This is a genomic window from Paracoccus haematequi, assembly GCF_900631945.1.
Classification (GTDB): domain Bacteria; phylum Pseudomonadota; class Alphaproteobacteria; order Rhodobacterales; family Rhodobacteraceae; genus Paracoccus; species Paracoccus haematequi_A.
This window is the reverse complement of sequence record NZ_UZWE01000014.1, coordinates 79109-101112: the sequence shown is the minus strand read 5'-3', so window position 1 is coordinate 101112 and position 22004 is coordinate 79109. Positions and strand designations below refer to the sequence as shown.

The following is a 22004-nucleotide window of genomic DNA, read 5'->3' as shown; positions in this document are numbered from 1 at the left end:
CGCTTGACCCGCTGGAGATCGAGACCCCGCCCAGCAGGGTATCGGCGGCGTCGCTGCCAAAGACCCAACCGCCGACCGTCGCGGGCGGGGTCTCGATCTCCAGCGGGTCAAGCGCGGGCAGACCGTAATGGGCGACGGGGAACATGGCATTGCCGAAATCCGCAGGCGCTAGGGGTTGGCCGTCGCGGGTGCGGATTTCCAGGATGGAATTGCCATAGACGATCCGCATACCCCAGGATTGCGGCGCGAAATTCAGCTGCCACACGCTGCGGATCATACCCAGCATGGACAGATCCAGGCGGTCGCTGCCCAGCTCGTAATCGGTGATGGTCACGCGCCCGTCGAAGCGGGTCAGGGCAAAGACATCCGCGCCGTCGCCGCCGGTCAGGGTGATGTCGGCCTTGGCCGTCACCAGGATATCGTCGCCGGCGCCGCCGTGCAGATGGGTCGTGGCAAGGGTCGCCACCAGCAGGTCGTCGCGCGCCGTTCCCGCGGCCATGCCCGCGTCGGCAAAGCCGGTGGTGCCCAGGGCGCCCGGATCGACGACAAGCTGCGTCACCCCGGTTTCCCCGTTGGACGTGACCAGCAGCACGATCCGGCCGTCCATCACCACGGCTTCGATGGCGCCGACCCGGCCCAGGGTCATGTCGTTGGTGTCGGCGATGGTTTGCAGGTGCAGCAGCCTGCCGTCGGGCAGCAGGGTGAAGATGCTGACGCCGCCATCCGCGCCGCCCGCGATCACATAGCCGCGCCCGTCCACCTCGGCCGTGGCGAGGGCCGTCACCGACTGGAACCGCGTCGTCAATTCGTCCAGGATGTGGTCCGTCGGGGTCAGGGCGCCGGTCCGGTCCAGCCGGAACACCGACAGCGAGGACGACGACGCCCCCGCCGCCACCAGAAAGCTGTTCCCGCCGAATTGCAGCGCCGCGATGTCCGAGGGGATGTAATAGCCCAACCCCTCGGCCGCGAAATGTACCGCCCCGCCGCCCAGCGTCCCGTCGCCGCCGATCGCATGGGTCGAGATGAAGTTGCCCAGTCCCGAAATCGCCACCAGCAGGGGCTGGCCGTCGACGGTAACGGGAATGATCTTGTCCAGCGACGCCTCGGTCACGCCGGGTGGGGTCGGCAAGGTGACGGACGAGACCGGGGCGAGGCTGCCGTCGGCATTGATCCGGTTCACCTCGATCGCCAGCTTGCCTTCGCGGGCGGAAACCAGGAACCGGCTGTTGTCGCCCTGAAACTGGCCGCTGGCGGACAGGCGCGCGCCGATCCCCTCGGCCGGGAACAACTGGCCCAGATCGCCCAGGCGGCCCTGGTCGTCGAAGGCCAGCCCGGCGGCGCCCGCGCCGGACATGCCCCCGACCAGCAGGCTGCCCCCGGCGTCGCCATTCAGGACCGTCAGGGCGGGCCTGGCGTAATAGGTGAAGGTCAGCGGAAAGGCGGCATCCGACGCGCGTTGCAGCGGCGCAAGCAGATCGCCGATGCGATAGCTGCTGACCCCGCCGGTGGCATTCAAGGCAAACAGCATCCAGTCCGCGCCGATCCGGGCCACGGCCAGATCGGCGACGTTAGACAACCAGCCATGCTGCGTGGTCCCATAGGTGACCACGTGACGATAAGAGATCATCTTGTCCGTTGGATGCGCGTTTCAGCAGCAAGCCCCCTTCTGGGACGGTGTCTGACAGAACCCTAATCCGCGCCGCCGGAACAGTCTCTTTTCCCTGGAATTTAAGGAAACCTTTAGATGTCGAAGGCCAAGGGTCCGTACATGATAAGGCCCGGCTGCGACACCTCGGCCGCCTGCATCATCCGGGCCAGCCCGTCCACGGTCGTACGGACCAGCCGCTGATCGGGGTGGCCCACGGATTGCGCGAACAGCGCGGGCGTGTCGCCGGGCAGGCCATGGGCGCGCAGCCCGGCGGCCAGTTCGGGAAAGCTGCGCTGGCCCATGAAGACCACCGTCGTGACCGCCGGATCGGCGATGGCCGCCCAGTTGATGTCGCCCGGCAACTGCCCGGTCACGTCGGCGCCGGTGATGAACTGCACGCGCCGCGCGGTCAGCCGCCGGGTCAGCGGAATCCCCGCCGCCGCCGCCGCCGCGCTGGCCGAGGTGACGCCGGGCACGATCTCGAACGGGATGCCCGCCGCCGCCAGGGCCGCCAGTTCCTCCTCCAGCCGGCCGAAGACCCCGGCATCGCCCGATTTCAGCCGCACCACCCGAAGCCCGGCGCGGGCGTGTTCGACCAGCAGCGCATTGACGTGATCCTGCCGGGCCGAGGGGCGGCCCGCGCGCTTGCCCACCGCGATCAGTTCGGCCTGGGGGCTGGCATGGTCCAGCACCGGGCCGGATGCCAGGTCGTCGTACAGCACCACCTGGGCCTCGGCCAGGCGGCGCGCGGCCTTGAGCGTCAGCAGTTCGGGATCGCCCGGCCCGGCAGAGACCAGGGACACGAAACCGGGATTGGCGGCGGGATCAGGCAACGGGGCGGCTTTCGTCCGGGATTGTCTCGCTATACCACCCATGCCGGGCCAGGCAATCCGAGGCAGCGAAAGTTTTTGCCGCCGCGAGCCGGGTTCCGCGACCTGAACGAAAGATGTGCCATGACCGTCATCTGCTGGTTTCGCCGCGTGCTGCGCCTGGACGACCACCCCGCGCTGGCCGCCGCCGCGCAAGAGGGGCCGGTGATCCCCCTGGTGATCCTGGACCCGGCCGAGGCGCGCGCCCATCCCGCCTCGGCCCAGCGGCAGGCGATGGCGCTGCCCGATCTGGACGCCGCCCTGCGCCGGCAGGGCAGCCGGCTGATCGTCCGGCGGGGCGATCCGGCGGCGGTGCTGGCCCAGGTGATCCGCGACAGCGGCGCCCGCGCGGTCCATGCGACGCAAGGGCTGCCCTTTGCCCAGGACGACGGGCTGGGCGCGGCGGTCGATCAGGCCGGGGCGCGGCTGCACCTGCACCCGCTGGCCGATCTGGTCCCGCGCGGCAGCGTGCTGACGGGCGGCGGCACGCGCTTCAAGGTCTTTACCCCCTTCTGGCGGGCGCTGCGCAGGTCGCATATCGCCGACCCCCTGCCCGCGCCGCGCCTGTCCGCGCCTGATGCCTGGCCCGGCAGCGACGGGTTGGACTGGCCGGAAGCGCGCGCGGCGATGGACCGGGGCTGGGACGTGGTGGCCCGCCATGTCCAGGCCGGAGAGAGCGCCGCCCAGGACCGGCTGGACGCCTTCCTGGACCGGGTGGACGCGCGCTATGCCGAACGCCGCGACGTTCCGGCGGACGGGGACGCGACCTCGGGCCTGTCGGATGCCCTGGCGGTGGGGGAAATCAGCGCCCGGCGGCTGTGGCACAAGGCGCTGAACGCCCAGGACCACGGGCAAGGCGGGATCGAGGATCTGCTGCGCGAACTGGCCTGGCGCGAATTCGCGCGAGAGCTGTTCGACGCCGCCCCCGACCTGGACCGGACCTGCTGGCGGCCGGAATGGAACGATTTCTCGTGGCGCGGCGACAATGCCCAGGCCGAGGCCTGGCGGCAGGGCCGCACCGGCGTCCCGATGGTCGATGCGGGAATGCGGGAACTGTTCGCGACCGGGCGGATGCACAACCGGGTGCGGATGATCGCCGCCAGCTTCCTGGTCAAGCATCTGATGACCGACTGGCGCGTCGGGCTGGACTGGTTCGCCCGCTGCCTGACCGATTGGGACGCGGCCAGCAATGCGATGAACTGGCAATGGGTGGCGGGCTGCGGGCCGGACGCCTCGCCCTTCTTCCGGGTGTTCAACCCCGACACGCAGGCCGCGAAATTCGACCGCCAGCGACGCTATCGGGATGCCTGGCTGGACCCGAAGGCCCCTGGCGCGCGGGATTTCGCGGCGGCCGCGCCCCGGTCCTGGGTTCTGGATCCGGATCCCGCGCCGCTGGTCGACCTGGACCGGGGCAGGCAGCGCGCCCTGGACGCCTATGCCGCGTTCCGGCGATAGGACGCGACGGCGCGCCAGGCCAGCAGCGCCGCCGCCAGGGCGGCCAGTGCCAGGACCGGCGGATTGGCGGGCGACAGGTTCGCGGCGATGATCCCGGTCAAGGCCCAGATCACGCCCGCCGGATAGGCCCATTCCCCCGGCCTGCGGCCGTGGACCAGCAGGGCAGCGACCGTCACCGCGATCAGGCACAGGATCGCCGCCGCCTGTTCGGACAGGATGCCGAAGCCGCCCAGAACCATCCCGAAAGACGCGCCCGTCGCCGCCGTCAGCCATCCGGCATACAGCGCGACGGGCCGCAATTGCCAGACCGGATCCCGATACCCGGCGCGCAGGAAGGCCAGCAGCGCGGGCACCAGCATCGCCACGATCAGCACCGTGGCGCCGATGGGGGTGCGATGCGCGGTTTCGACCCAGAAGGCGCCAAGCGCCAGGCTGATCAGCAGCGCGGGCCGCATCGGCTGCCAGTCGGGATCGGCCGCGCGTTTCCAGGCGCCGAAGGCCGAACCGGCGATCAGCCAGGCATAGATCAACCCCCAGATCGAGAACGCCCATCCGGCGGGCTGGATCGGCGGATCGGCCTGCGGGATGGGGAACTGGTCGGGGCGATAGCCGCCGAACCCGTTCGACAGCATGGGCGAGACGGCAAAGGCCACGGCGGCCAGCAGGACAAGGATCGGAAGGATGGTGCGCATGAATCTCAACCCTATCGGACTGATCTTCCAACACCAGAGTCCGGGCGGCGTTCCCTTTATCATCGCCATGCCTCCGCCAACGCGGGATGCCCTTACGTCATCCTGAAAAAAGCACTTATTTGTGCAGTATTAACCGGACCTTCACAAGAATCAGCGAAATGTCGCTTATCACGTCCATAGATTGGCAAAGACACAGACCCATGCGCCGAACAATGACAGCGGACACGCTCCACGACTATCTCTCATCCGCCCACATGACGGTCATGCTGTGCCGCGCCCATGCGGAACAGTATGACCTCAGCGCCGAACAGATCGCCGACGCGAAGTGGCGGATCGAATTGCATATCGCTGAACTGGAAGGGCTTTCCAAGGATCTCGCCTTGCGCAAGACGGACCGGGCGATCAGGCCTGCGGACAACATCATCCGGTTTCCGGTCACGGCGGCATAGGCCGGGAACACGCCCGATCCAGATCCTCGGGCGTGTTGATGTTGAAGAACGGATCCTCGGGGTCGGCCTTCCACACCGCAGTCGCCGCCCCATGGGAAGCCGCGAAGGCGCGCACGCGTCGCTGGCCCGACGCCAGGGCCGCGCGCAGGTCGTCGCGCAATGCCGTGGGCCACAGGCCGAAGGTCGGATGGGCGATCACCTGATCCCCGGCCGCACGGCTGGCGGCCAGCACGATGCCTTCCCCGGCCTGGGTCAGCCGCAGGGCCAGATCCGCCGGGAAGAACGGCGTGTCCCCCGCCGCCGACAGGATCCGGCCGGCCCCCAGCCCCGCAGCCCAGTCCATCCCCGCCAGGATCCCCGCCAGCGGCCCCGGATGATCCGGCAGGCTGTCGGCGACGACCGGCAGGCCGAACGCGGCGAAGCGGGCCGGATCGCCGTTCGCGTTCAGCGCCAGCGGGCCGCATTGCGGGGCCAGACGGTCGACGATCCGCGCCAGGATCGGCCTGCCGTCCAGATCCAGCAGACATTTGTCGCCGCCGCCCATCCGGGTCGCGCGGCCTCCGGCAAGGATGATGGCGGGGGGCGGGGTCATCAGGCGGTTGTCCCGCCTTCCTGGCGGCAAGGCAAGCCCTTCAGGCCACGGCCCCCTGCGGCAGCAGCCAGACGCCCCGGTCCGGCGCATGGCGCACCCGCAGCGCGCAGCCATAGGCCTGCGACAGCAGCGGGTCGGTCAGCACCCTGTCGGGCGCCCCCTGGGCCAGCGCGCGGCCACCCTGCATCAGCAGGACGTGATCGGCGAACATCGCGGTCAGGTTCAGGTCGTGCATCACCGCCACCACGCCGCCGCCCTGCCGGGCATAATCCCGGGCCAGCCGCATCACGGCCAGCTGATGGGCGATGTCCAGACTGCTGACGGGTTCGTCCAGCAACAGCCAGCGGGCACCGTCCGACCCGACGGGGTGCCAGACCTGCACCATCGCGCGGGCCAACTGCACCCGCTGCTGTTCGCCCCCCGACAGGTGCTGATACAGTCGCCCGGCATGGCCCGGCAAGCCCACCCGCAGCAGCGCGGCGCGGATCAGCGCGTCCTGATCGGCGGGCGCGCCGGAATAAGCGGTCAGGCCGATGCGCACGATCTCGGCCACCGAGAACGGAAAGCTCAGCGCGCTGTGCTGGGGCAGGACGGCGCGGCGAAGAGCCAGGGCGTCGGGGGCCATCCCGGCGATGTCGGCGCCGTTCAGCGTGACGGCGCCCGCCTGGGGCGCAAGCTCGCCCGTCAGGCAGCGCAGCAGCGTGGTCTTGCCCGAGCCGTTCGGGCCGATGATCGCGGTCAGGCGGCCCGGCTCGGCGCGCAGGCCAACGCCGTGCAGGACCGTCGCGCGGCCCAGACGGGCCTGGATGTCGCGGGCGATCAGCGTCACAGGTCCACCACCCGGCGGTTGGACAGCAGCACCCACAGGAAGAACGGCCCGCCGATCATCGCGGTGACGATGCCGATGGGCAGTTCGGCGGGCGCGATCACCGTGCGGCTGATCATGTCGGCGCAGATCAGGCCGGATGCGCCCAGCAGGCCGGAATTGACCAGCAGCCAGCGGTGGTCCGGCCCCGTTGCCAGCCGCAGCAGATGCGGCACGACGATGCCCACGAAGCCGATCCCGCCCGAGATGGCGACCGAGGCGCCGGTGGCGCCCGCCGTGGTCAGGATCGCCACGGCCTTGACCCGCTGGACGGGGATGCCGACATGGGCGGCCGCGGCCTCGCCCAGGGCCAGGCCGTTCAGGCCCCTCGCCAGGAACGGCGCGACGATCAGCGCGGCGGCGATCAGGGGACCGGCGGCGGCGAGCTTGGTCCAGCTTGCGCCCGCCAGCGATCCCAACCCCCAGAAGGTCAGGTCGCGCAACTGCTGGTCGTTCGCCTTATAGACGATCAGCCCCGACAGCGCGCCGATCATGGCGGCCATGGCGATCCCGGCCAGCAGCATCGTCGCGATCGAGGTGCGCCCCTGCCGCGTGGCGATGCCGTAAAGGATCAGCATCGACAGCCAGCCGCCCGCGAAGGCCGCCAGCGGCACCAGGTGCCAGCCCGCCAGGGCGGCCAGCGACGGCGGCAGCAGACCGCCCAGCACGATCGCCGCGATGGCCCCCAGCGAGGCGCCGGAACTGACCCCCAGAAGGCCCGGATCCGCCAGCGGGTTGCGGAACAGCCCCTGCATCACCGCGCCCGACACCGCCAGCCCGGCGCCGACCAGGATGCCCGTCGCCAGGCGCGGCAGGCGGATGTCCAGCAGCACCACCCGGTCGGTCAGCGCGATCTCTCGGCCCGCCAGCCAGTCGGCCAGCACCTGCGGGGCCGACACGCCCGATGCGCCATGGCCCAGCGACACCATCGCGACCACCGCCAGCAGCAGCGTCAGCGCCACCGCCAGGGCGCGCCCCAGGTGGCGGCGGTCGCCCTCAAGCCGTTCGCGGGGGGCGTCAAGCGCCACCATCGGGCGCCCCATAGATGGCGTCGTGCAGATCCAGCGCGGCCTGCCCGGTGCGCGGCCCGAAGCCCAGAAGATACAGCCCGTCCATGCGGATCACCCGGCCCGCCTTGCCCGCCGGAGTGGACGCGATCGCGGGCATGGCCAGCAGTTCTGCGTCAGGCGCGTCGTGGTCGCTGTCGCCGCCCCGGTTCATCATCAGGATCACGTCGGGCGCGGCGGCGGTGATCGCCTCGGGGGTCAGCGGCTTGTATCCCTGGAACCCCTGAACGGCGTTCTCGGCGCCCGCCAGGCGGATGATCGCCTCGGCCCCGCTGCCCTGGCCGCCCGCCATGACGCGGCCGCCTTGCAGGGACAGGATGAACAGCACGCGCGGCTTGTCGATGTCCTGCGTTACGGCGGCCAGCCTGTCCAGATCGGCCTTCAGCGCGGCGGCGGGGCCGTCGGCCGCCTGCGGCACGCCCAAGGCCTGGGCCACGGCGCGGATCCTGGCGACCAGCCCGTCGGCATCGGTGCCCGACGGGATCGTCTCGAAGGGGATGCCGGCCTGGGCCAGCACCGCGACGGTTTCGGGCGGGCCTGCCCCCTCTTCGGCCAGGATCAGGTCGGGATCGACCGACAGCACACCTTCGGGCGACAGCGCGCGGACATAGCCCACGTCCGGCAGCGCCTGGGCCTGTTCCGGGAAGGTCGAGGTCGTGTCGCGCCCGACCAGCCGGTGCTGCTGGCCCAGGGCATAGACGATTTCCGTCACCGATCCGCCGATGGACAGGACGCGCCGCGCGTCGGGATGGGGATCGGCCAGCACGGGGGCCGCCCCGAGCAGCAGGCCAAGCGTCAGAACCCGGATCATGCCTCATCTCCGCCGGGCAGCGCGCCCGCCAGCCGCGCCCAGGCGTCGGGATCGCCGCCCTTGTCGGCGCGCATGCCGAAGCACTGGAAGATCAGCTCTCCCGAGGCGGCGAAGGCTTCGACCGACAGGGCGCTGCCGCGCCGGGTGGGCTTGTCCACCAGCCAGACCTCGGCCACGTGATCGGCGCGCAGGTGCAGGTCGAAGCGGGGATCCAGCACGTTCAGCCACGGACCCATGGTCTTGACGTTCTGGAACGTGCCCGAATGGATCTGGATGCAGCCCATGTTGCCCACGAACAGCATCACCTGCTGGCCCTGCGCCTGGATCGCGTCGAACATCCGCGCCACCGCAGCGACGGCCAGCGGCCGGGCATAGGGCGCGCCGACCGTGCGATAGGCGCCCAGCCGGTTCATCTTCAGCCGCCGCAGCAGGGTGTTGAACTGATGCGTGTCGGTCATCTGCGCCCATTCGGCCCGCAGCGCGTCGGCCCGGTCGGGATTGGCGCGCGCCCCTTCCGCCGCCGCGCGGGGGACGAAATCCGACAGCCCTTCGCCGTCGGGCAGCGCCAGATCGCGGCGCAGCGCGTCCCAGGCGTCCAGATCCGATCCAGCGCGCAGATGCACCTTGTGAACTGCATCGCCCGCCGCGTCGAAGACCTGGATCGACCTGCGCGGACCATCGGGCGACGGCGCCTCGAGACAGAAGGCATGGACCCAATGGCGAGGGAACAGGCGCAGGTCGATTTCGGGATCCAGCGTCATCGCGGCGTGATCGCCGTCGTGGAAATCGTTATAGGTGCCGATTTTCTCGATCACGCAGGAGATGTTGCGGGTCAGGGCCATCACCTCGCCCAGCGACCGCACCGCCGGGATCAGCCGCGACGGGGCGGGGTCGATCCGCGTGGCGCCATGGCCCAGCTCCGCCTCGACCAGAGCGGCTTCGGGCAGGCCAAGCTGGGCGGCCAGATCGAACGGCCGCACCGTGGCGTCGCGTTTCAGCGCCCGCAGGCGCGCGGGGGTCAGGTCGTTCATGGGGGCCTCTTCATGCAACGGCTTTCGCGGCATCTGGCGCAGGCTGGACGCAATTCTTGACATGATTAGTCGGAAACCCTAGCGGACGCAAGACGCCCCCGACCCTGGCCGTCGGGATCCGCCACGAGGACCGCCCTGCCGCCGCGACCGGAGCCTGTTCATGAGACATGACCCTTTGCCCCCCTTCCAGACCGAAGCCGCGCTGCCCGAGCTTCCCTTTGCCACGGTCGATGCCCTGATCCGGGCCGAAGCGGCCGAACAGGGGCTGGACCTGCATGTCGGGCATGGCCGGTCAACCTGGTGCAAGCTGCCGGGGGGCGACGAATTCGGCGCCAGGATGGGTCCGACGGGCAGCATCCTTTATATCCGCACCCATGCCCGCGACCGCCTGCACGAACTGCTGGAGGCGGTGGACCATCATCTGGCCCAGCACCTGCCGGGCCTGCGGCCTGCCTGGTCGTCGCTGGACGAACCGGGCGCGCATCCGCCGAATTTCAGCCTGGCGCAGGTGGCGGGCGTCACCCGGATCGCCGCCGATTTCCTGCGGCTGCGGCTGGAAGGCGGCGACCTGGCCCGCTTCGCCCACGACCTGATTCATTTCCGCCTGGTGTTGCAGCCCCCCGGCGCACCGGCGTCCGCATGGCCGGCGATCGGCCAGGATGGCCGCACCGTCTGGCCCAAGGGGGCAGCGGCGCTGCATCGTCCCGCTTATACCGTGCGCCATATCGACCCCGGCGCGGGCTGGCTGGAAACCGACATCTTCGTCCATGACGGCGGGCGCACCTGCGGATTTGCCGCGGCGGCGGCGGCGGGCACGGCGGTCGGGCTGACCGGGCCCGGCGGCGGCGTCCTGGCGCAGGGCCGCAGCCTGCTGCTGGGCGGAGACGAGACCGCCTATCCGGCCCTCGCCCGCGCCATCGAGGCCGCAGGCCCGGATACGACCGGCGAATGCCACCTGTTCGGCGTCCGGGCGGATTACCCCCTGCCCCGGCATCCGGGGATCCACGTCAGCCACGCCCCCGGCGGAGAGGCGGCCCTGGCCGACCGGCTGCGGCGGGAAGGCACCGACGCGGACCGGATCTGGCTGGCCACCGAACGGGCGCGGCTGGCGCCGCTGAAGGCGGCCATCGCCGACGACCTGGGAATCGGGACGGCGCGCGCCCATCTGGCCGCCTATTGGAGCGCGTGACGCTTTATGAATCTGAATAGTTGACAATTTTACATGGCTGTTTGATACCCGGCCCAATGCGTGGGGGCGGCGATGGCCGCGACCCGCGCCGTCCGATCCCTCCGCCCCCGCGGATCAAGAAGCCAGGAACGCCATGACCTACCTGCCGCAGCCCCGCCTCGGCGCAGCCCTTGCCCTGACGCTCACCTGCCTGCTGGCACCTGCGGCCCCGGCGCAGGAGACCGCGCCCGGCCAGACCACGACCCCGGTCCAGGCTCCGGCCCCCGTTCAGGCCCCTGCGCCCGCCCAGGTTCAGGCCCCTGCGGCGCAGCAACCCGCCGCGCCCGCGACGGCTCCGGCGTCGACCGAAGCCGAAGCCGCAGCGCCTGCCGTGCCCTCCGCAGCACCCGTTGCGGGTGCCGCGCCCGCGCCTGCTTCCGAGCCGACAGCTTCGGCGCCCGTCGCCGACGCCCCGGCCGCCGCCGTGCCCGCAGCAACGCCTGCTCCTGCCGTTGAAACCCCTGCGGTGCCCCAGCCAGAGCCGGTCGCGGACTTCCTGCCACAATCCATGCAGGACGCCCTGGCGCCGATCCTGACCCCGCCCGCGCGCGATCCGAACCTGCCGCACGACCTGTCGCCGATGGGCATGTTCTGGGCCGCCGACATCGTGGTCAAGGCGGTGATGATCGGGCTGGCCTTCGCCTCGGTCGTCACCTGGACGGTGCTGGTCGTGAAGGCGCTGGAACTGTGGGGCGCCAGCGCGGCCGTGCAGGGCGGCATCCGCCGCATCCAGCGCGCTGACACGCTTGAGGCCGCCGTCGCCGCCAGCGGCAACCGCCGCGATGCCGTGTCTCGCATGATCCGCCAGGCGGCCGAGGAATACCGCCGGTCGCAGCCCGCCCTGGACGTGGCGGGCGACGGCGGCGTCAAGGAACGCGTCGAATCGCAACTGGACCGGATCGAGGCCGTCGCGGGCCGCCGCATGGGCCGGGGCACCGGCGTGCTGGCGACCATCGGGTCCACCGCGCCCTTCGTGGGGCTGTTCGGCACCGTCTGGGGGATCATGAACAGCTTCATCGGCATTTCCGAAAGCCAGACCACCAACCTGGCCGTGGTGGCCCCCGGCATTGCCGAGGCGCTGCTGGCCACCGCCATCGGCCTGGTCGCGGCGATCCCCGCCGTGGTGATCTACAACGTCTTCGCGCGCGGCATCACCGGCTATCGCCTGCGCTTGGCCAATGCGGCGGCGGGCGTGCGCCAACTGGTCAGCCGCGACCTGGATTTCCGGGGCGTCGCCGCGCCCCGGCCGGGGGTCTAGGCCATGGCAGGCGGGATCCGCGAATCGGGCGACGATCTGGTCGAGAACCACGAGATCAACGTCACCCCCTTCATCGACGTGATGCTGGTGCTGCTGATCATCTTCATGGTCGCCGCGCCGCTGGCCACGGTGGACGTGAACGTCGACCTGCCGGTGTCGAACGCCACGCCCGCCGAACGCCCGGACCAGCCGGTCTATGTGACCGTGAAGCCCGACCTGACGCTGGCGCTGGACAATACCGACATCGCGCCGGGCGGGCTGGCCGCGGCCCTGGCCGCCGCGACCGAAGGCGACCGCGAACAGCGCATCTTCCTGCGCGCCGACCGCGAGGTCGCCTATGGCGACCTGATGGAGGTGATGAACACCCTGCGCGACACCGGCTATCTGAAGATCGCGCTTGTGGGGCTTGAATCGGCGCAGGCACCCGCGACGCCCGCCGTTCCCGACGCGGATCCGGCGCCCGCCGCGCCGGAACCGGCCCAATGATGACCGGGCGCGCCAGCCGGGCGATCCGCGAGGCCGCCCTGTGGAGCGGCGCCTCGGCCCTGGTGCTGGCGGTGCATCTGGGCGGCGCGCTGTGGCTGATGCGCCAGGCCGAGGCCGCCGCCCCGCCGGGACTGCCCCAGCCCGTCTTCGTGGATCTGGCCCCCGCCGCCGAGGAGGCGACCGAGGAATCGGTGGCGCCGACCGAGGAACCAGCAGCCGAGCCGGTCGAGGAAGCCGCCGAGGAGCCTGTGGAGCCGGAACCTGAACCCGAGCCGGAACCCGAGGAAGTGGCCGAGCCGCTGGAACTGCCGCCCTTGCCGGAACTGGCGCCGCTGGACGACATGGCCGACCTGTTCCCGCCCGCGCCGCCGGAACTGGACACCCCGCCCGAGGTGGTGCTGAACAGCTCGGCCCGGCCGCAGCGCCGTCCCGAACGCACGCCGGAGCCAGAACCGCAGCGCGAACCCGAACCTCGGCGCGAGCCGCGCCGCGAACCACAGCCGCAGCGTCGGGCCGAACCGCGCCAAGAACAGCCTGCCCGGCAGCAACCGGCGCGGCGGGCCGAGCAAGGCCAGCAGGGCGCCACCGGCAGGACCGGGGCCAGCCCCCAGCAGCGCGCCCGCGACGAGGCGAGCTGGAAGCAGCAGGTCGGGGCCTGCATCCTGCGCTCTGCCTCGCGCGTGTCGGGGGCGCGGGGATCGCGGGGCGTGGTGAACCTGGTGATCGCGCGCAACGGGCGGGTTCAGGCCGCGTCCCTGGGCGGCACGACCGGAAATGCGCGCGTCGACCGGGAAATCGCGCGGGCCATGGGCCGCGCCCGCTGTCCCGCGGCCCCGCCCAGCCTGACGAACGCGTCCTATAATTTCCAGCAGCCGTTCTCGATCCAATAGGGTCGGGACGCGCGCGCGGCGGCGAAGGCGGGGGGCCGTCTGCCCCCCGGCCGCCTTTCAGGCGGCTCCCCCCGAGGATATTTCATCCAGGCAAAGGACCAGCGATCAGCCGAAGACCTGCGGCTGGTCCAGGCGCAGGCGGGCCAGGATCCCCTCGATCCGGCTGAGATGCTGGCGGACGGCGGCGACGGCAGCATCCGCGTCGCGGTGGCGCAGGGCCTCCAGGATCTGGCCATGTTCGGCGAAGGCGGTCTCGCTGCCATAGGAAAGGGACAGATACCGGGCGCGGTCCATATGGCCCTTATTGTCGCGGATCAACGTCCAGACGAATTCCAGCCCGGCAAAGGCGCAGATGTCGTGGTGGAAACGGTCGTCCAGGGCGTGGAACGCCGCGCGGTTCCCCGCCCGGATTTCCTGGGCTTGCAGGTCGATCAGCCGCGCCAAGGCGACAAGGTGGTCCTGGGTCAGGCGCTGCACCGCGACGCGCATGCAGGATTCCTCCAGCGCGGCCCGGATGAAATAGGCCTGCAAGACCGCATCTTCCGAAATGGGCGTGACGATGGTCGCGCGCTGCGGCCGGATCTCGATGAAGCCCAGTTGCGACAGCCGATAGAAGGCGTCGCGCACCGGCTGGCGCGAGACGCCCATCTGGGCGGCCACCTCGGCCTCGGACAGTTTGGCGCCGGGGGGCAGGGCCAGGGTCACCACCCGGTCATAGAGCAGGTCGAAGACCTGATCCGTGACGCTGCGTGACCGGCCCCCGTCCAGAACCGGAAGATCGACCATAGAAAGCCCGCGCGATGATGCCATCTCGACACTCAGTTGACCATTCTTGAAAACTAGCATATTAGATGGCTAGACGCAAAACAAGCACGACTCGATGGGAGGGAGGATGGGCTTGCTGGACGAGGATCGGCTGTTTCCGCTGGACGGGCGCGCCCGCGACGTGGCGCGCGACCTGTATGCGGGGATCCGCGACCTGCCGATCGTCAGCCCGCACGGCCATACCGACCCCCGCTGGTTCGCCGAGGACCGGCCCTTTCCCGACCCCGCGCAGCTGTTCGTGACGCCGGATCATTACGTCTTTCGGATGCTGGCGTCGCAGGGCGTGGCGCTGACGGACCTGGGCGTGCCGCGCATGGACGGCGGTCCGACCGCGACGGACGGGCGCGCGATCTGGCGGCTGTTCGCAAGCCATTACCACCTGTTCGCGGGCACCCCGTCGCGGCTGTGGCTGGATCACAGTTTTCAGCATGTCTTCGGCATCGACCGCCGCCTGTCTGCGGATTCGGCGGACTGGTATTACGACCGTATCGCCGATTGCCTGGCCCGGCCCGAATTCCGCCCCCGCGCGCTGTTCAAGCGCTTCAACATCGAGGTCATCGCCACGACCGAGGCCGCGACCGACGATCTGCGCTGGCATCGGATGATCCGCGAATCGGGCTGGGACGGCCGCGTCGTCACCGCCTATCGCCCCGACGGGGTGGTGGACCCCGAGATGGCGGGGTTCGCCGACAACGTGGCGCTGCTGGGACAGCAGACGGGTTTCGACACCGCGACCTGGGCGGGTTACTTGGACGCGCACCGGGCGCGGCGGGCGTTCTTCCAGGATCACGGCGCGACCTCCAGCGACCACGGCCACGCCAGCGCCCGAACCGAGGATCTGCCCCAGGCAGACGCCGCCGCGCTGTTCCAGAAGGCGCTGCGCGGCGCCTGCACCCCCGACGAGGCCGATGCCTTTCGCGGCCAGATGCTGACCGAAATGGCGCGGATGAGCCTGGAGGACGGGCTGGTCCTGCAAATCCATCCTGGCGCCCGGCGCAACCATTCGGATCCGGTGATGGCCATCCATGGCCGCGACAAGGGCTTCGACATTCCGGGCCGCACCGATTACGTCGCCGCCCTGCGCCCGCTTCTGAACGCGGTGGGGATGCGCCCCGATCTGACGGTGATCCTGTTCACCCTGGACGAGACCGCCTATTCCCGCGAACTGGCGCCGCTGGCCGGGGTCTATCCCTGCCTGCGGCTTGGTCCGCCCTGGTGGTTCCACGACAGCCCCGAGGGGATGCGCCGGTTTCGCGAGATGACCACGGAAACGGCGGGTTTTTTCAACACCGTGGGGTTCAACGACGACACCCGCGCCTTCTGCTCGATCCCGGCGCGCCACGATGTCGCGCGGCGGGTCGATTGCGGATTTCTTGCGACGCTGGTCGCCACCGGACGCCTGCACGCCGACGAGGCGCCCGCGCTTGCCCACGAACTGACCTACGGCCTCGCCAAGAAGGCCTACAAACTCTGAGCTTCACCAACGGGAGGATACCATGAAGTTCGTCACCACCACCCTTGCCGTGCTGCTGTGTTCGGCCGGCCTTGCCGCCGCCGCCGATTGCGAGATCACCCTGCGGTCGTCCGACACCCATCCCGACGGCTATCCGACCGTCGAGGGCGTCAAGGCCATGGCCGCCGAGGTCAAGGAGAAATCCGGCGGCCGCATCTGCATCGAGGTGTTCCCGTCGTCCCAGCTGGGCGAGGAAAAGGACACCATCGAACAGACCCAGTTCGGCGTCATCGACATGGTGCGCGCGTCCTTCGGGTCGTTCAACGACATCGTGCCGGTCACGCAGCTGATGTCGCTGCCCTATCTGTTCCGGTCCGAGGAACACCAGCACGCCGTGATGGACGGCCCCATCGGCGAGGAAATCGCCAAGGCCTTCGAGGAAAAGGATCTGATCGCGCTGGCCTATTACGACGGCGGGGCGCGCAACTTCTATAACTCGCAAAAGCCGATCCAGTCGGTCGAAGACCTGAAGGGCATGAAGTTCCGCGTCATGCAGAACGACGTGTTCGTGGACATGATGGCGGCGCTTGGCGCCAATGCCACGCCGATGCCTTACGGCGAGGTCTATTCGTCTATCCAGACCGGCGTCATCGACGGGGCGGAGAACAACTTCCCCTCCTATGACAGTTCGGGCCATGCCGAGGTGGCCAAATATTTCACCCTGGACCAGCACCTGATGGTCCCGGAACTGGTCGCGGTGTCGAAGATCGCCTGGGACAAGCTGTCGCCCGAGGATCAGGAAATCATGCGCACGGCGGCCAAGAATTCCGCCACCGTGCAGCGCCGCCTGTGGGCGGAACAGGAAAAGGCCAGCGAGGAGAAAGTCGTGGCCGCCGGCGCCGAGGTCATCAAGGACGTGGACAAGACCGCCTTCATCGAGGCGATGGCCCCCGTCTACGAGAAATACGTGACCACGCCCGAGGCGCAGGATCTGGTCAAGCGCATCCAGGAAACCCAGTGACGCCAAGGCCCGCGCCGCCCTGCGCGGGCCATTCCCTTCACGCAATCGAAAGGTGACGCCATGCACGGCAGCATCGCCGCATTGTCGCGTCTGAACGCCTGGCTGTCGCGGACCAGCCTGTGGCTGGCGGGCCTGGGCCTGGTCGCGATGACCGTGATCGTCTTCGCGCAGGTCTTCATGCGCTATGTGATGAACGACAGCCTGCTGTGGGTCGAACCCGTGGCGATCCTGCTGATGAGCTGGTTCATCTTCCTGGGCAGCGCCGTGGGCGTCCATGAAAGCTTCCATATGGGCTTCGACGTGCTGCTGTTCTTTCTGCCCGACAGCGCCGGGACATGGCTGCGGGCGCTGTCCGACCTGGCGGTGCTGGTCTTCAGCCTCGGCATGGCGGTCTATGGCTGGCAGTTGATGGCCAAGACCTGGGGGTCCAGCCTGCCGGTGATCGGGCTGCCGGGGGGCTTCGGCTATATGCCGCTGTTCGCGGGGGGCGTGCTGATGACGCTGTTCGTTCTGGAACACCTGCTGAACCGGCTGACCGGCCGCATGGTCGAGGCCGAGCCGGACGCCGAAGACATCCTGATGACCGAGGCCTGAGATGGAATATCTGATCCTGTTCGGCGTCTTCACCGCCCTGATGCTGATCGGAACGCCGATCGCCTTCTGCCTGGGCATTTCCAGCCTGGCGACCGTGGGCTATCTGGGCCTGCCGCCTCTGGTGGTGTTCCAGCGGCTGTCGGCGGGGATTTCGGTCTTCACGCTGATGGCCATTCCCTTCTTCATCTTCGCGGGCGACCTGATGGTGCGCGGCGGCATCGCGGCGCGGATCGTGCGTTTCGCCGGATCGCTGATCGGCCATGTCCGGGGTGGCCTTGGCCAGGTCAACATCGCCGCCTCCACCCTGTTCGGCGGCATCTCCGGGTCGGCGGTGGCCGAGGCGGCGGCGGTCGGCGGCATCATGATCCCGCAGATGAAGGAACGCGGCTACGGCGCCGATTACGCGGTCAACGTGACCTCGATGGCGGCGCTGATCGCGCTGCTGCTGCCGCCCAGCCACAACATGATCATCTATTCGATCTCGGGCGGGGGGCGGATTTCCATCGCCGACCTGTTCACGGCGGGGATCATCCCCGGCCTGCTTCTGGCGGTCGCGCTGTCGATCACGGCCTATGTCGTCGCCCGCAAGCGCGGCTATCCGACGGAACCCTTCCCCGGCTTCGCCAATGTCCTGCGCTTCCTGATCCAGTCCTTGCCCGGAATGCTGCTGATCGCGATCATCTTCGGCGGCGTCCGGTCGGGCGTCTTCACCGCCACCGAAAGCTCGTGCATCGCCGTGATCTATGCGCTGCTGGTGACGATGCTGGTCTATCGCAGCATGTCCTGGTCCGATTTCGTCCACGCCACCCAGCAGGCCGTGCGGACCACGGCGATGGTGCTGCTGATCATCGGCATGGCGGGGGCCTTCGGCTGGCTGATGGCCTATCTGCACGTGGCGCAGATTTCGCTCAACTGGATGCAGTCGGTTTCGGACAATCCGTTCGTGATCCTGCTGATGATCAACATCGTGCTGCTGGTGCTGGGCACCTTCATGGACATGTCGCCGCTGATCATCATCACCACGCCGATCTTCCTGCCGGTGGTCGCGGCCTTCGGTGTCGATCCGGTGCATTTCGGCGTCATCATGATCCTGAACCTGGGCATCGGGCTGAACACGCCGCCGCTTGGCCCGGTGCAGTTCGTCGCCGCTGCCGTGGCGCGGATCTCGATCTGGGAAGCCATGCGCAGCGTCTGGCCCTTCTATGCGGCGGGCCTGATCGTGCTGCTGCTGGTGACCTATGTGCCCGCCCTGTCCCTGTGGCTGCCGGGGGTGTTCAAGTGACCGATCCCATCCGCACCGTCCTGGCCCATGCCCCCGACCTGATGGTCGTCCGCTTCGCCTTCCGGGCGGGCGACCGGGGCGCGCTGCACAGCCACCCGCATGTGCAATCGACCTATGTGCAATCGGGCCGCTACCGCTTCACCGTGGATGGCCGCGATTTCGAGGTCGGGCCGGGCGACGCCTTCGTCATCCCCTCGGGCGCCGAACACGGCTGCACCTGTCTTGAAGCTGGCGAACTGATCGACAGCTTCACCCCCCGCCGCGACGATTTCCTGTGAAAGGCCCTGCCATGACCACCCATGTCGAAACCCGCCACGCGATCCATCCCGATCACGCCAAGCGCATGGACACCGCCGAACTGCGCCAGCATTTCCTGACCGAGGGCCTGTTCGCCGATGCCGAGATCCGGCTGGTCTATACCCATTACGACCGCTTCGTGCTGGGCGGCGCGGTCCCCAACGGCGCCGACATCACCCTGGACAAGATCGAGGAAACGAAGACCGCGACCTTCCTGGAACGGCGCGAAATGGGCATCGTCAACATCGGCGACACCGGATCGGTGACGGCGGCGGGCCGGACATGGGAGATGAAGACCGGCGATGTGCTGTATCTGGGCAGGGGATCGGGCGCGGTGACGTTCAGCGGCATGGGGCGTTTCTATCTCGCGTCCTGTCCCGCGCATCGCGCCCTGCCCTGTCGGCTTGTCACCGTGAACGAGGCCAAGGAGATGAAGACCGGCGCGGTGGAAACCTCGAACAAGCGCACCATCCGCCAGTTCATCCACCCGCTGGTGATGGAAAGCTGCCAGTTGGTGCTGGGCTATACCACGCTGGAGGACGGGTCGGTCTGGAACACCATCCCAAGCCATGTCCACGACCGGCGGATGGAGGCCTATCTGTATCACGGCATGGCGCCCGAGGCCCGCGTCCTGCACCTGATGGGAGAGCCGCAGGAAACCCGCCACATCTTCGTCGCCAACGAACAGGCGGTGATCTCGCCTTCCTGGTCGATCCATTCGGGGGCGGGGATCGGCGGCTATACCTTCATCTGGGCGATGGCGGGCGACAACGTGGATTACACCGACATGGACTTCGTCCAGCCGGGGGATCTGCGGTGAACCCGTTCTCGCTGGAGGGCAAGGTGGCGCTTGTCACCGGCGCCAATACCGGCATCGGCCAGGCCATCGCCGTCGCCATGGCGCAGGCGGGGGCCGAGGTCATCGCGAGCGGCCGCCGCGACTGCGACGAGACGCTGGCGCTGATGGGATCCGGCCGCGAGTTGCGGCTGGATTTCAGCGATCCGATGGCGGCGCGCGATGTCTTTGCCTCGGAACAGATCGACATTCTGGTGAACAACGCAGGGATAATCCGCCGCGCCGATGCGGTCGATTTCAGCGAAGCCGACTGGGACGAGGTGATGGACACGAACCTCAAGGCGCTGTTCTTCACCTGCCAGGCCTTCGCCAGGGCGGCCCTGCCGCGCGGGCGGGGCAAGATCGTCAACATCGCGTCCCTGCTGTCGTTTCAGGGCGGCATCCGGGTGCCGTCCTATACAGCGTCGAAACATGGCGTCGCGGGGCTGACCAAGCTAATGGCCAACGAATGGGCGGCGCGGGGCCTGAACGTCAACGCCATCGCGCCCGGCTATATCGAGACGAACAACACGACGGCCCTGCGCGCCGATCCCGACCGTTCCGCCGCGATCCTGGACCGCATCCCCGCAGGCCGCTGGGGCCGCCCGGAAGACATCGGCCAGACCGCCGTGTTCCTGTCCGCGCCCGCGTCCGACTATATCAACGGCGCGGTCCTGAACGTCGATGGAGGCTGGCTTGCACGATAGGCTGCACCGCGACCCCGCCACGGCGGGCGGCATCGTCCATCTGGGCCTGGGCGCGTTTTTCCGCGCGCATGGGGCGATCTATGTGGCCCAGGCGGGCGGCTGGGGCGTCACCGGCGTGTCGCTGCAATCGCCGGGCACGCGCGACAGGCTGAAACCGCAAGGCTGGGCCTATACGGCACTTGAACTGGGACCGGACGGCGAAAAGCCGCAGGTCGTGACGGTGCTGCGCGACGTGCTGGTCGCGCCCGAGGATCCCCAGGCCGTGCTGGACGCCATGGCCTCGCCCGCAACGCATATCGTCAGCCTGACCGTGACGGAAAAGGGCTATTGCCACGAGCCGTCCACGGGCCGCCTGAACCCCGGCCATCCCGACATCCGGCACGACCTGGAAAACCCGCTGCCGCGCTCTGCGCCGGGCTTCCTGGTCCGCGCCCTGGCCGCGCGTCGCGCGGCGGGCCTGCCGCCCTTCACGGTGCTGTGCTGCGACAACCTGCCCGAAAACGGCCGGGTGGTGCGCGGCGTGGTTCTGGAACTGGCCCGGCTGATCGACCCGGCCCTGGCCGACTGGATTCGGGCGAAGGGCGCATTTCCGTCCACCATGGTCGACCGTATCGTGCCCGCGACCACGCCCGCCGATCTGGACCGGCTGGAAGCGGCCACGGGATACCGCGACGAAGCGCCGGTCATGCACGAGCCCTTCCGGCAATGGGTGGTCGAGGACGATTTCTGCGGCCCCCGCCCGGCCTTCGAGACTGTCGGGGTGCAGATGGTCGCGGATGTGACGCCCTTCGAGCACATGAAGCTGCGGATGCTGAACGGTACGCATTCCAGCCTCGCCTATCTGGGCTATCTGGCGGGGCACGAAACCATCGCCGACACGATGGCCGATCCGGTCTTCGCCCGCTTGGTGCGCGGCTTGTGGGGGGACGAGATCATCCCGGCGCTGACCCCGCCGCCGGGCGAGGATCTGGCCGCCTATGCCGACGCGCTTGCCGCGCGATACGCCAATCCGGCGATCCGGCACCGGACCTGGCAGATCGCCATGGACGGCAGCCAGAAGCTGCCGCAGCGGATCCTGGGGACCATCGCGGAAAGCCGGGCCGCAGGGCGCGCGGTGCCGGGGCTGACCTTGGCCGTGGCGGCCTGGATGCGCTATGTCTCGGGGTCGGACGAACAGGGCCGCCCCATCGAGGTCAGGGATCCGCTGGCCTCGCGCCTGGCCGATCTGTGGCACGACGATCCGGCGGCGACGGTCAAGGGCTTCCTGGCCCTGGCCGAGGTTTTCCCCCCCACCCTGCGCGACGATCCGGGCTTTGCCGCCGACCTGACGGCGGCGCTGTCGGGGCTGGTCCGGGATGGGGCGCGCAAGATGGCCGCGCAGGCCGTAGCCACGGGTTGAAATCCGCCTGGGCCAGGGCGGATCAGGGGAGGCGCTGTTCTGACCCACCTTCCTGCTGAACCTGTAAGCTGCGGCGCGGCCCTCGCAGCCGGCCGGGATCTCGGCCAGAGGCCGAAGCGCGTCCGAAAGTCGCAACAGGAAAGCCTGCCGGGCTTCGCGGGCGCCCTTCACGCGCTTCGTCGCGGTGCCATTGCGGCGGTTGACCTGTTCGGGCGGCGGTTCCGCACCTGGCGCCGCCAGAGCCGGGAAC

General features: G+C 69.4%; 22 protein-coding genes and 1 pseudogene. 14 read left to right on the top strand and 9 right to left on the bottom strand.

Annotation, left to right across the window (positions count from 1 at the left end; genetic code table 11):
* Positions 1-1627, bottom strand: a pseudogene (locus tag PARHAE_RS01085) (hypothetical protein); the annotation flags it as partial.
* Positions 1628-1740: 113 nt separating this feature from the next.
* On the bottom strand, positions 1741-2481 hold the full coding sequence (gene cobA, locus PARHAE_RS01080) for a uroporphyrinogen-III C-methyltransferase (RefSeq protein ID WP_241232620.1): 741 nt from the start codon (positions 2479-2481) through the stop codon (positions 1741-1743).
* A gap of 120 nt (positions 2482-2601) precedes the next feature.
* Here cobA and PARHAE_RS01075 point away from each other — a divergent pair, with 120 nt between their 5' ends.
* On the top strand, positions 2602-3972 hold the full coding sequence (locus tag PARHAE_RS01075; RefSeq protein WP_126152752.1) for a cryptochrome/photolyase family protein: 1371 nt from the start codon (positions 2602-2604) through the stop codon (positions 3970-3972).
* Here the strand turns inward: PARHAE_RS01075 and PARHAE_RS01070 are convergent.
* Complete coding sequence (locus PARHAE_RS01070; protein WP_126152751.1) at positions 3951-4664, bottom strand: tryptophan-rich sensory protein; 714 nt, start codon at positions 4662-4664, stop codon at positions 3951-3953. The genes PARHAE_RS01075 and PARHAE_RS01070 overlap by 22 nt on opposite strands.
* Positions 4665-4876: 212 nt before the next feature.
* On the opposite strand from PARHAE_RS01070, the gene PARHAE_RS01065 reads away from it, so the two are divergent.
* Positions 4877-5113, top strand: coding sequence for a hypothetical protein (locus PARHAE_RS01065; protein ID WP_164555098.1), 237 nt, complete (start codon positions 4877-4879; stop codon positions 5111-5113).
* Here PARHAE_RS01065 and mobA read toward each other — a convergent pair.
* The 5 genes from mobA to PARHAE_RS01040 are packed head-to-tail and all read right to left on the bottom strand — an operon-like array spanning position 5100 to position 9479.
* Positions 5100-5705: a molybdenum cofactor guanylyltransferase MobA gene (mobA, locus tag PARHAE_RS01060; protein ID WP_126152749.1), complete on the bottom strand. Its 606-nt coding sequence runs from the start codon at positions 5703-5705 to the stop codon at positions 5100-5102. The two genes, PARHAE_RS01065 and mobA, sit on opposite strands and share 14 nt — an antisense overlap.
* Positions 5706-5745: 40 nt before the next feature.
* Positions 5746-6534, bottom strand: a complete 789-nt coding sequence (locus PARHAE_RS01055; RefSeq protein ID WP_126152748.1) for a heme ABC transporter ATP-binding protein — start codon at positions 6532-6534, stop codon at positions 5746-5748.
* Positions 6531-7601 (bottom strand): FecCD family ABC transporter permease, encoded by a 1071-nt coding sequence (locus tag PARHAE_RS01050; protein WP_126152747.1) that lies wholly within the window; start codon positions 7599-7601, stop codon positions 6531-6533. Before PARHAE_RS01050 ends, PARHAE_RS01055 begins: the two co-directional genes overlap by 4 nt.
* The gene (locus PARHAE_RS01045) at positions 7588-8448 is read right to left on the bottom strand and encodes a heme/hemin ABC transporter substrate-binding protein (RefSeq protein WP_126152746.1); all 861 of its coding nucleotides are present in this window, start codon (positions 8446-8448) and stop codon (positions 7588-7590) included. Before PARHAE_RS01045 ends, PARHAE_RS01050 begins: the two co-directional genes overlap by 14 nt.
* Positions 8445-9479 (bottom strand): hemin-degrading factor, encoded by a 1035-nt coding sequence (locus PARHAE_RS01040; RefSeq protein WP_126152745.1) that lies wholly within the window; start codon positions 9477-9479, stop codon positions 8445-8447. Before PARHAE_RS01040 ends, PARHAE_RS01045 begins: the two co-directional genes overlap by 4 nt.
* 160 nt (positions 9480-9639) lie before the next feature.
* Between PARHAE_RS01040 and PARHAE_RS01035 the strand changes: the two genes are divergently transcribed.
* From PARHAE_RS01035 to PARHAE_RS01020, 4 genes are all read left to right on the top strand, one after another.
* Positions 9640-10668 carry a siderophore-interacting protein gene (locus PARHAE_RS01035; RefSeq protein ID WP_126152744.1) on the top strand — a complete coding sequence of 343 codons (1029 nt, stop codon included), beginning with the start codon at positions 9640-9642 and terminating at the stop codon, positions 10666-10668.
* A 133-nt stretch (positions 10669-10801) separates the two neighbouring features.
* Positions 10802-11965, top strand: a complete 1164-nt coding sequence (exbB, locus tag PARHAE_RS01030; protein ID WP_126152743.1) for a tonB-system energizer ExbB — start codon at positions 10802-10804, stop codon at positions 11963-11965.
* A gap of 3 nt (positions 11966-11968) precedes the next feature.
* Complete coding sequence (exbD, locus tag PARHAE_RS01025) at positions 11969-12451, top strand: TonB system transport protein ExbD (protein WP_126152742.1); 483 nt, start codon at positions 11969-11971, stop codon at positions 12449-12451.
* Complete coding sequence (locus PARHAE_RS01020) at positions 12451-13341, top strand: energy transducer TonB (protein ID WP_164555097.1); 891 nt, start codon at positions 12451-12453, stop codon at positions 13339-13341. The genes exbD and PARHAE_RS01020 overlap by 1 nt, the downstream gene beginning before the upstream one ends.
* A gap of 105 nt (positions 13342-13446) precedes the next feature.
* Here the strand turns inward: PARHAE_RS01020 and PARHAE_RS01015 are convergent, their stop codons facing one another.
* Positions 13447-14151, bottom strand: coding sequence for a GntR family transcriptional regulator (locus PARHAE_RS01015; protein WP_241232619.1), 705 nt, complete (start codon positions 14149-14151; stop codon positions 13447-13449).
* A gap of 82 nt (positions 14152-14233) precedes the next feature.
* Between PARHAE_RS01015 and uxaC the strand changes: the two genes are divergently transcribed.
* Genes uxaC through PARHAE_RS00975 form a run of 8 tightly spaced genes read left to right on the top strand, consistent with a single transcriptional unit; the run spans position 14234 to position 21754 of the window.
* On the top strand, positions 14234-15640 hold the full coding sequence (gene uxaC / locus PARHAE_RS01010) for a glucuronate isomerase (RefSeq protein ID WP_126152740.1): 1407 nt from the start codon (positions 14234-14236) through the stop codon (positions 15638-15640).
* Positions 15641-15662: 22 nt separating this feature from the next.
* On the top strand, positions 15663-16640 hold the full coding sequence (locus PARHAE_RS01005) for a TRAP transporter substrate-binding protein (protein ID WP_126152739.1): 978 nt from the start codon (positions 15663-15665) through the stop codon (positions 16638-16640).
* Positions 16641-16700: 60 nt separating this feature from the next.
* Positions 16701-17234, top strand: a complete 534-nt coding sequence (locus tag PARHAE_RS01000) for a TRAP transporter small permease (protein WP_126152738.1) — start codon at positions 16701-16703, stop codon at positions 17232-17234.
* A 1-nt stretch (position 17235) separates the two neighbouring features.
* Entirely contained in the window at positions 17236-18516 is a 1281-nt protein-coding gene (locus PARHAE_RS00995) for a TRAP transporter large permease (RefSeq protein ID WP_126152737.1), read from the top strand.
* A 41-nt stretch (positions 18517-18557) separates the two neighbouring features.
* Positions 18558-18794, top strand: coding sequence for a cupin domain-containing protein (locus tag PARHAE_RS00990; RefSeq protein WP_126152761.1), 237 nt, complete (start codon positions 18558-18560; stop codon positions 18792-18794).
* Positions 18795-18805: 11 nt separating this feature from the next.
* Positions 18806-19633: a 5-dehydro-4-deoxy-D-glucuronate isomerase gene (gene kduI, locus PARHAE_RS00985; RefSeq protein WP_126152736.1), complete on the top strand. Its 828-nt coding sequence runs from the start codon at positions 18806-18808 to the stop codon at positions 19631-19633.
* Positions 19630-20355, top strand: coding sequence for a 2-dehydro-3-deoxy-D-gluconate 5-dehydrogenase KduD (gene kduD, locus PARHAE_RS00980; protein WP_126152735.1), 726 nt, complete (start codon positions 19630-19632; stop codon positions 20353-20355). Before kduI ends, kduD begins: the two co-directional genes overlap by 4 nt.
* A 1-nt stretch (position 20356) precedes the next feature.
* Positions 20357-21754 (top strand): mannitol dehydrogenase family protein, encoded by a 1398-nt coding sequence (locus PARHAE_RS00975; protein ID WP_164555100.1) that lies wholly within the window; start codon positions 20357-20359, stop codon positions 21752-21754.
* Positions 21755-22004: the final 250 nt, after the last annotated feature.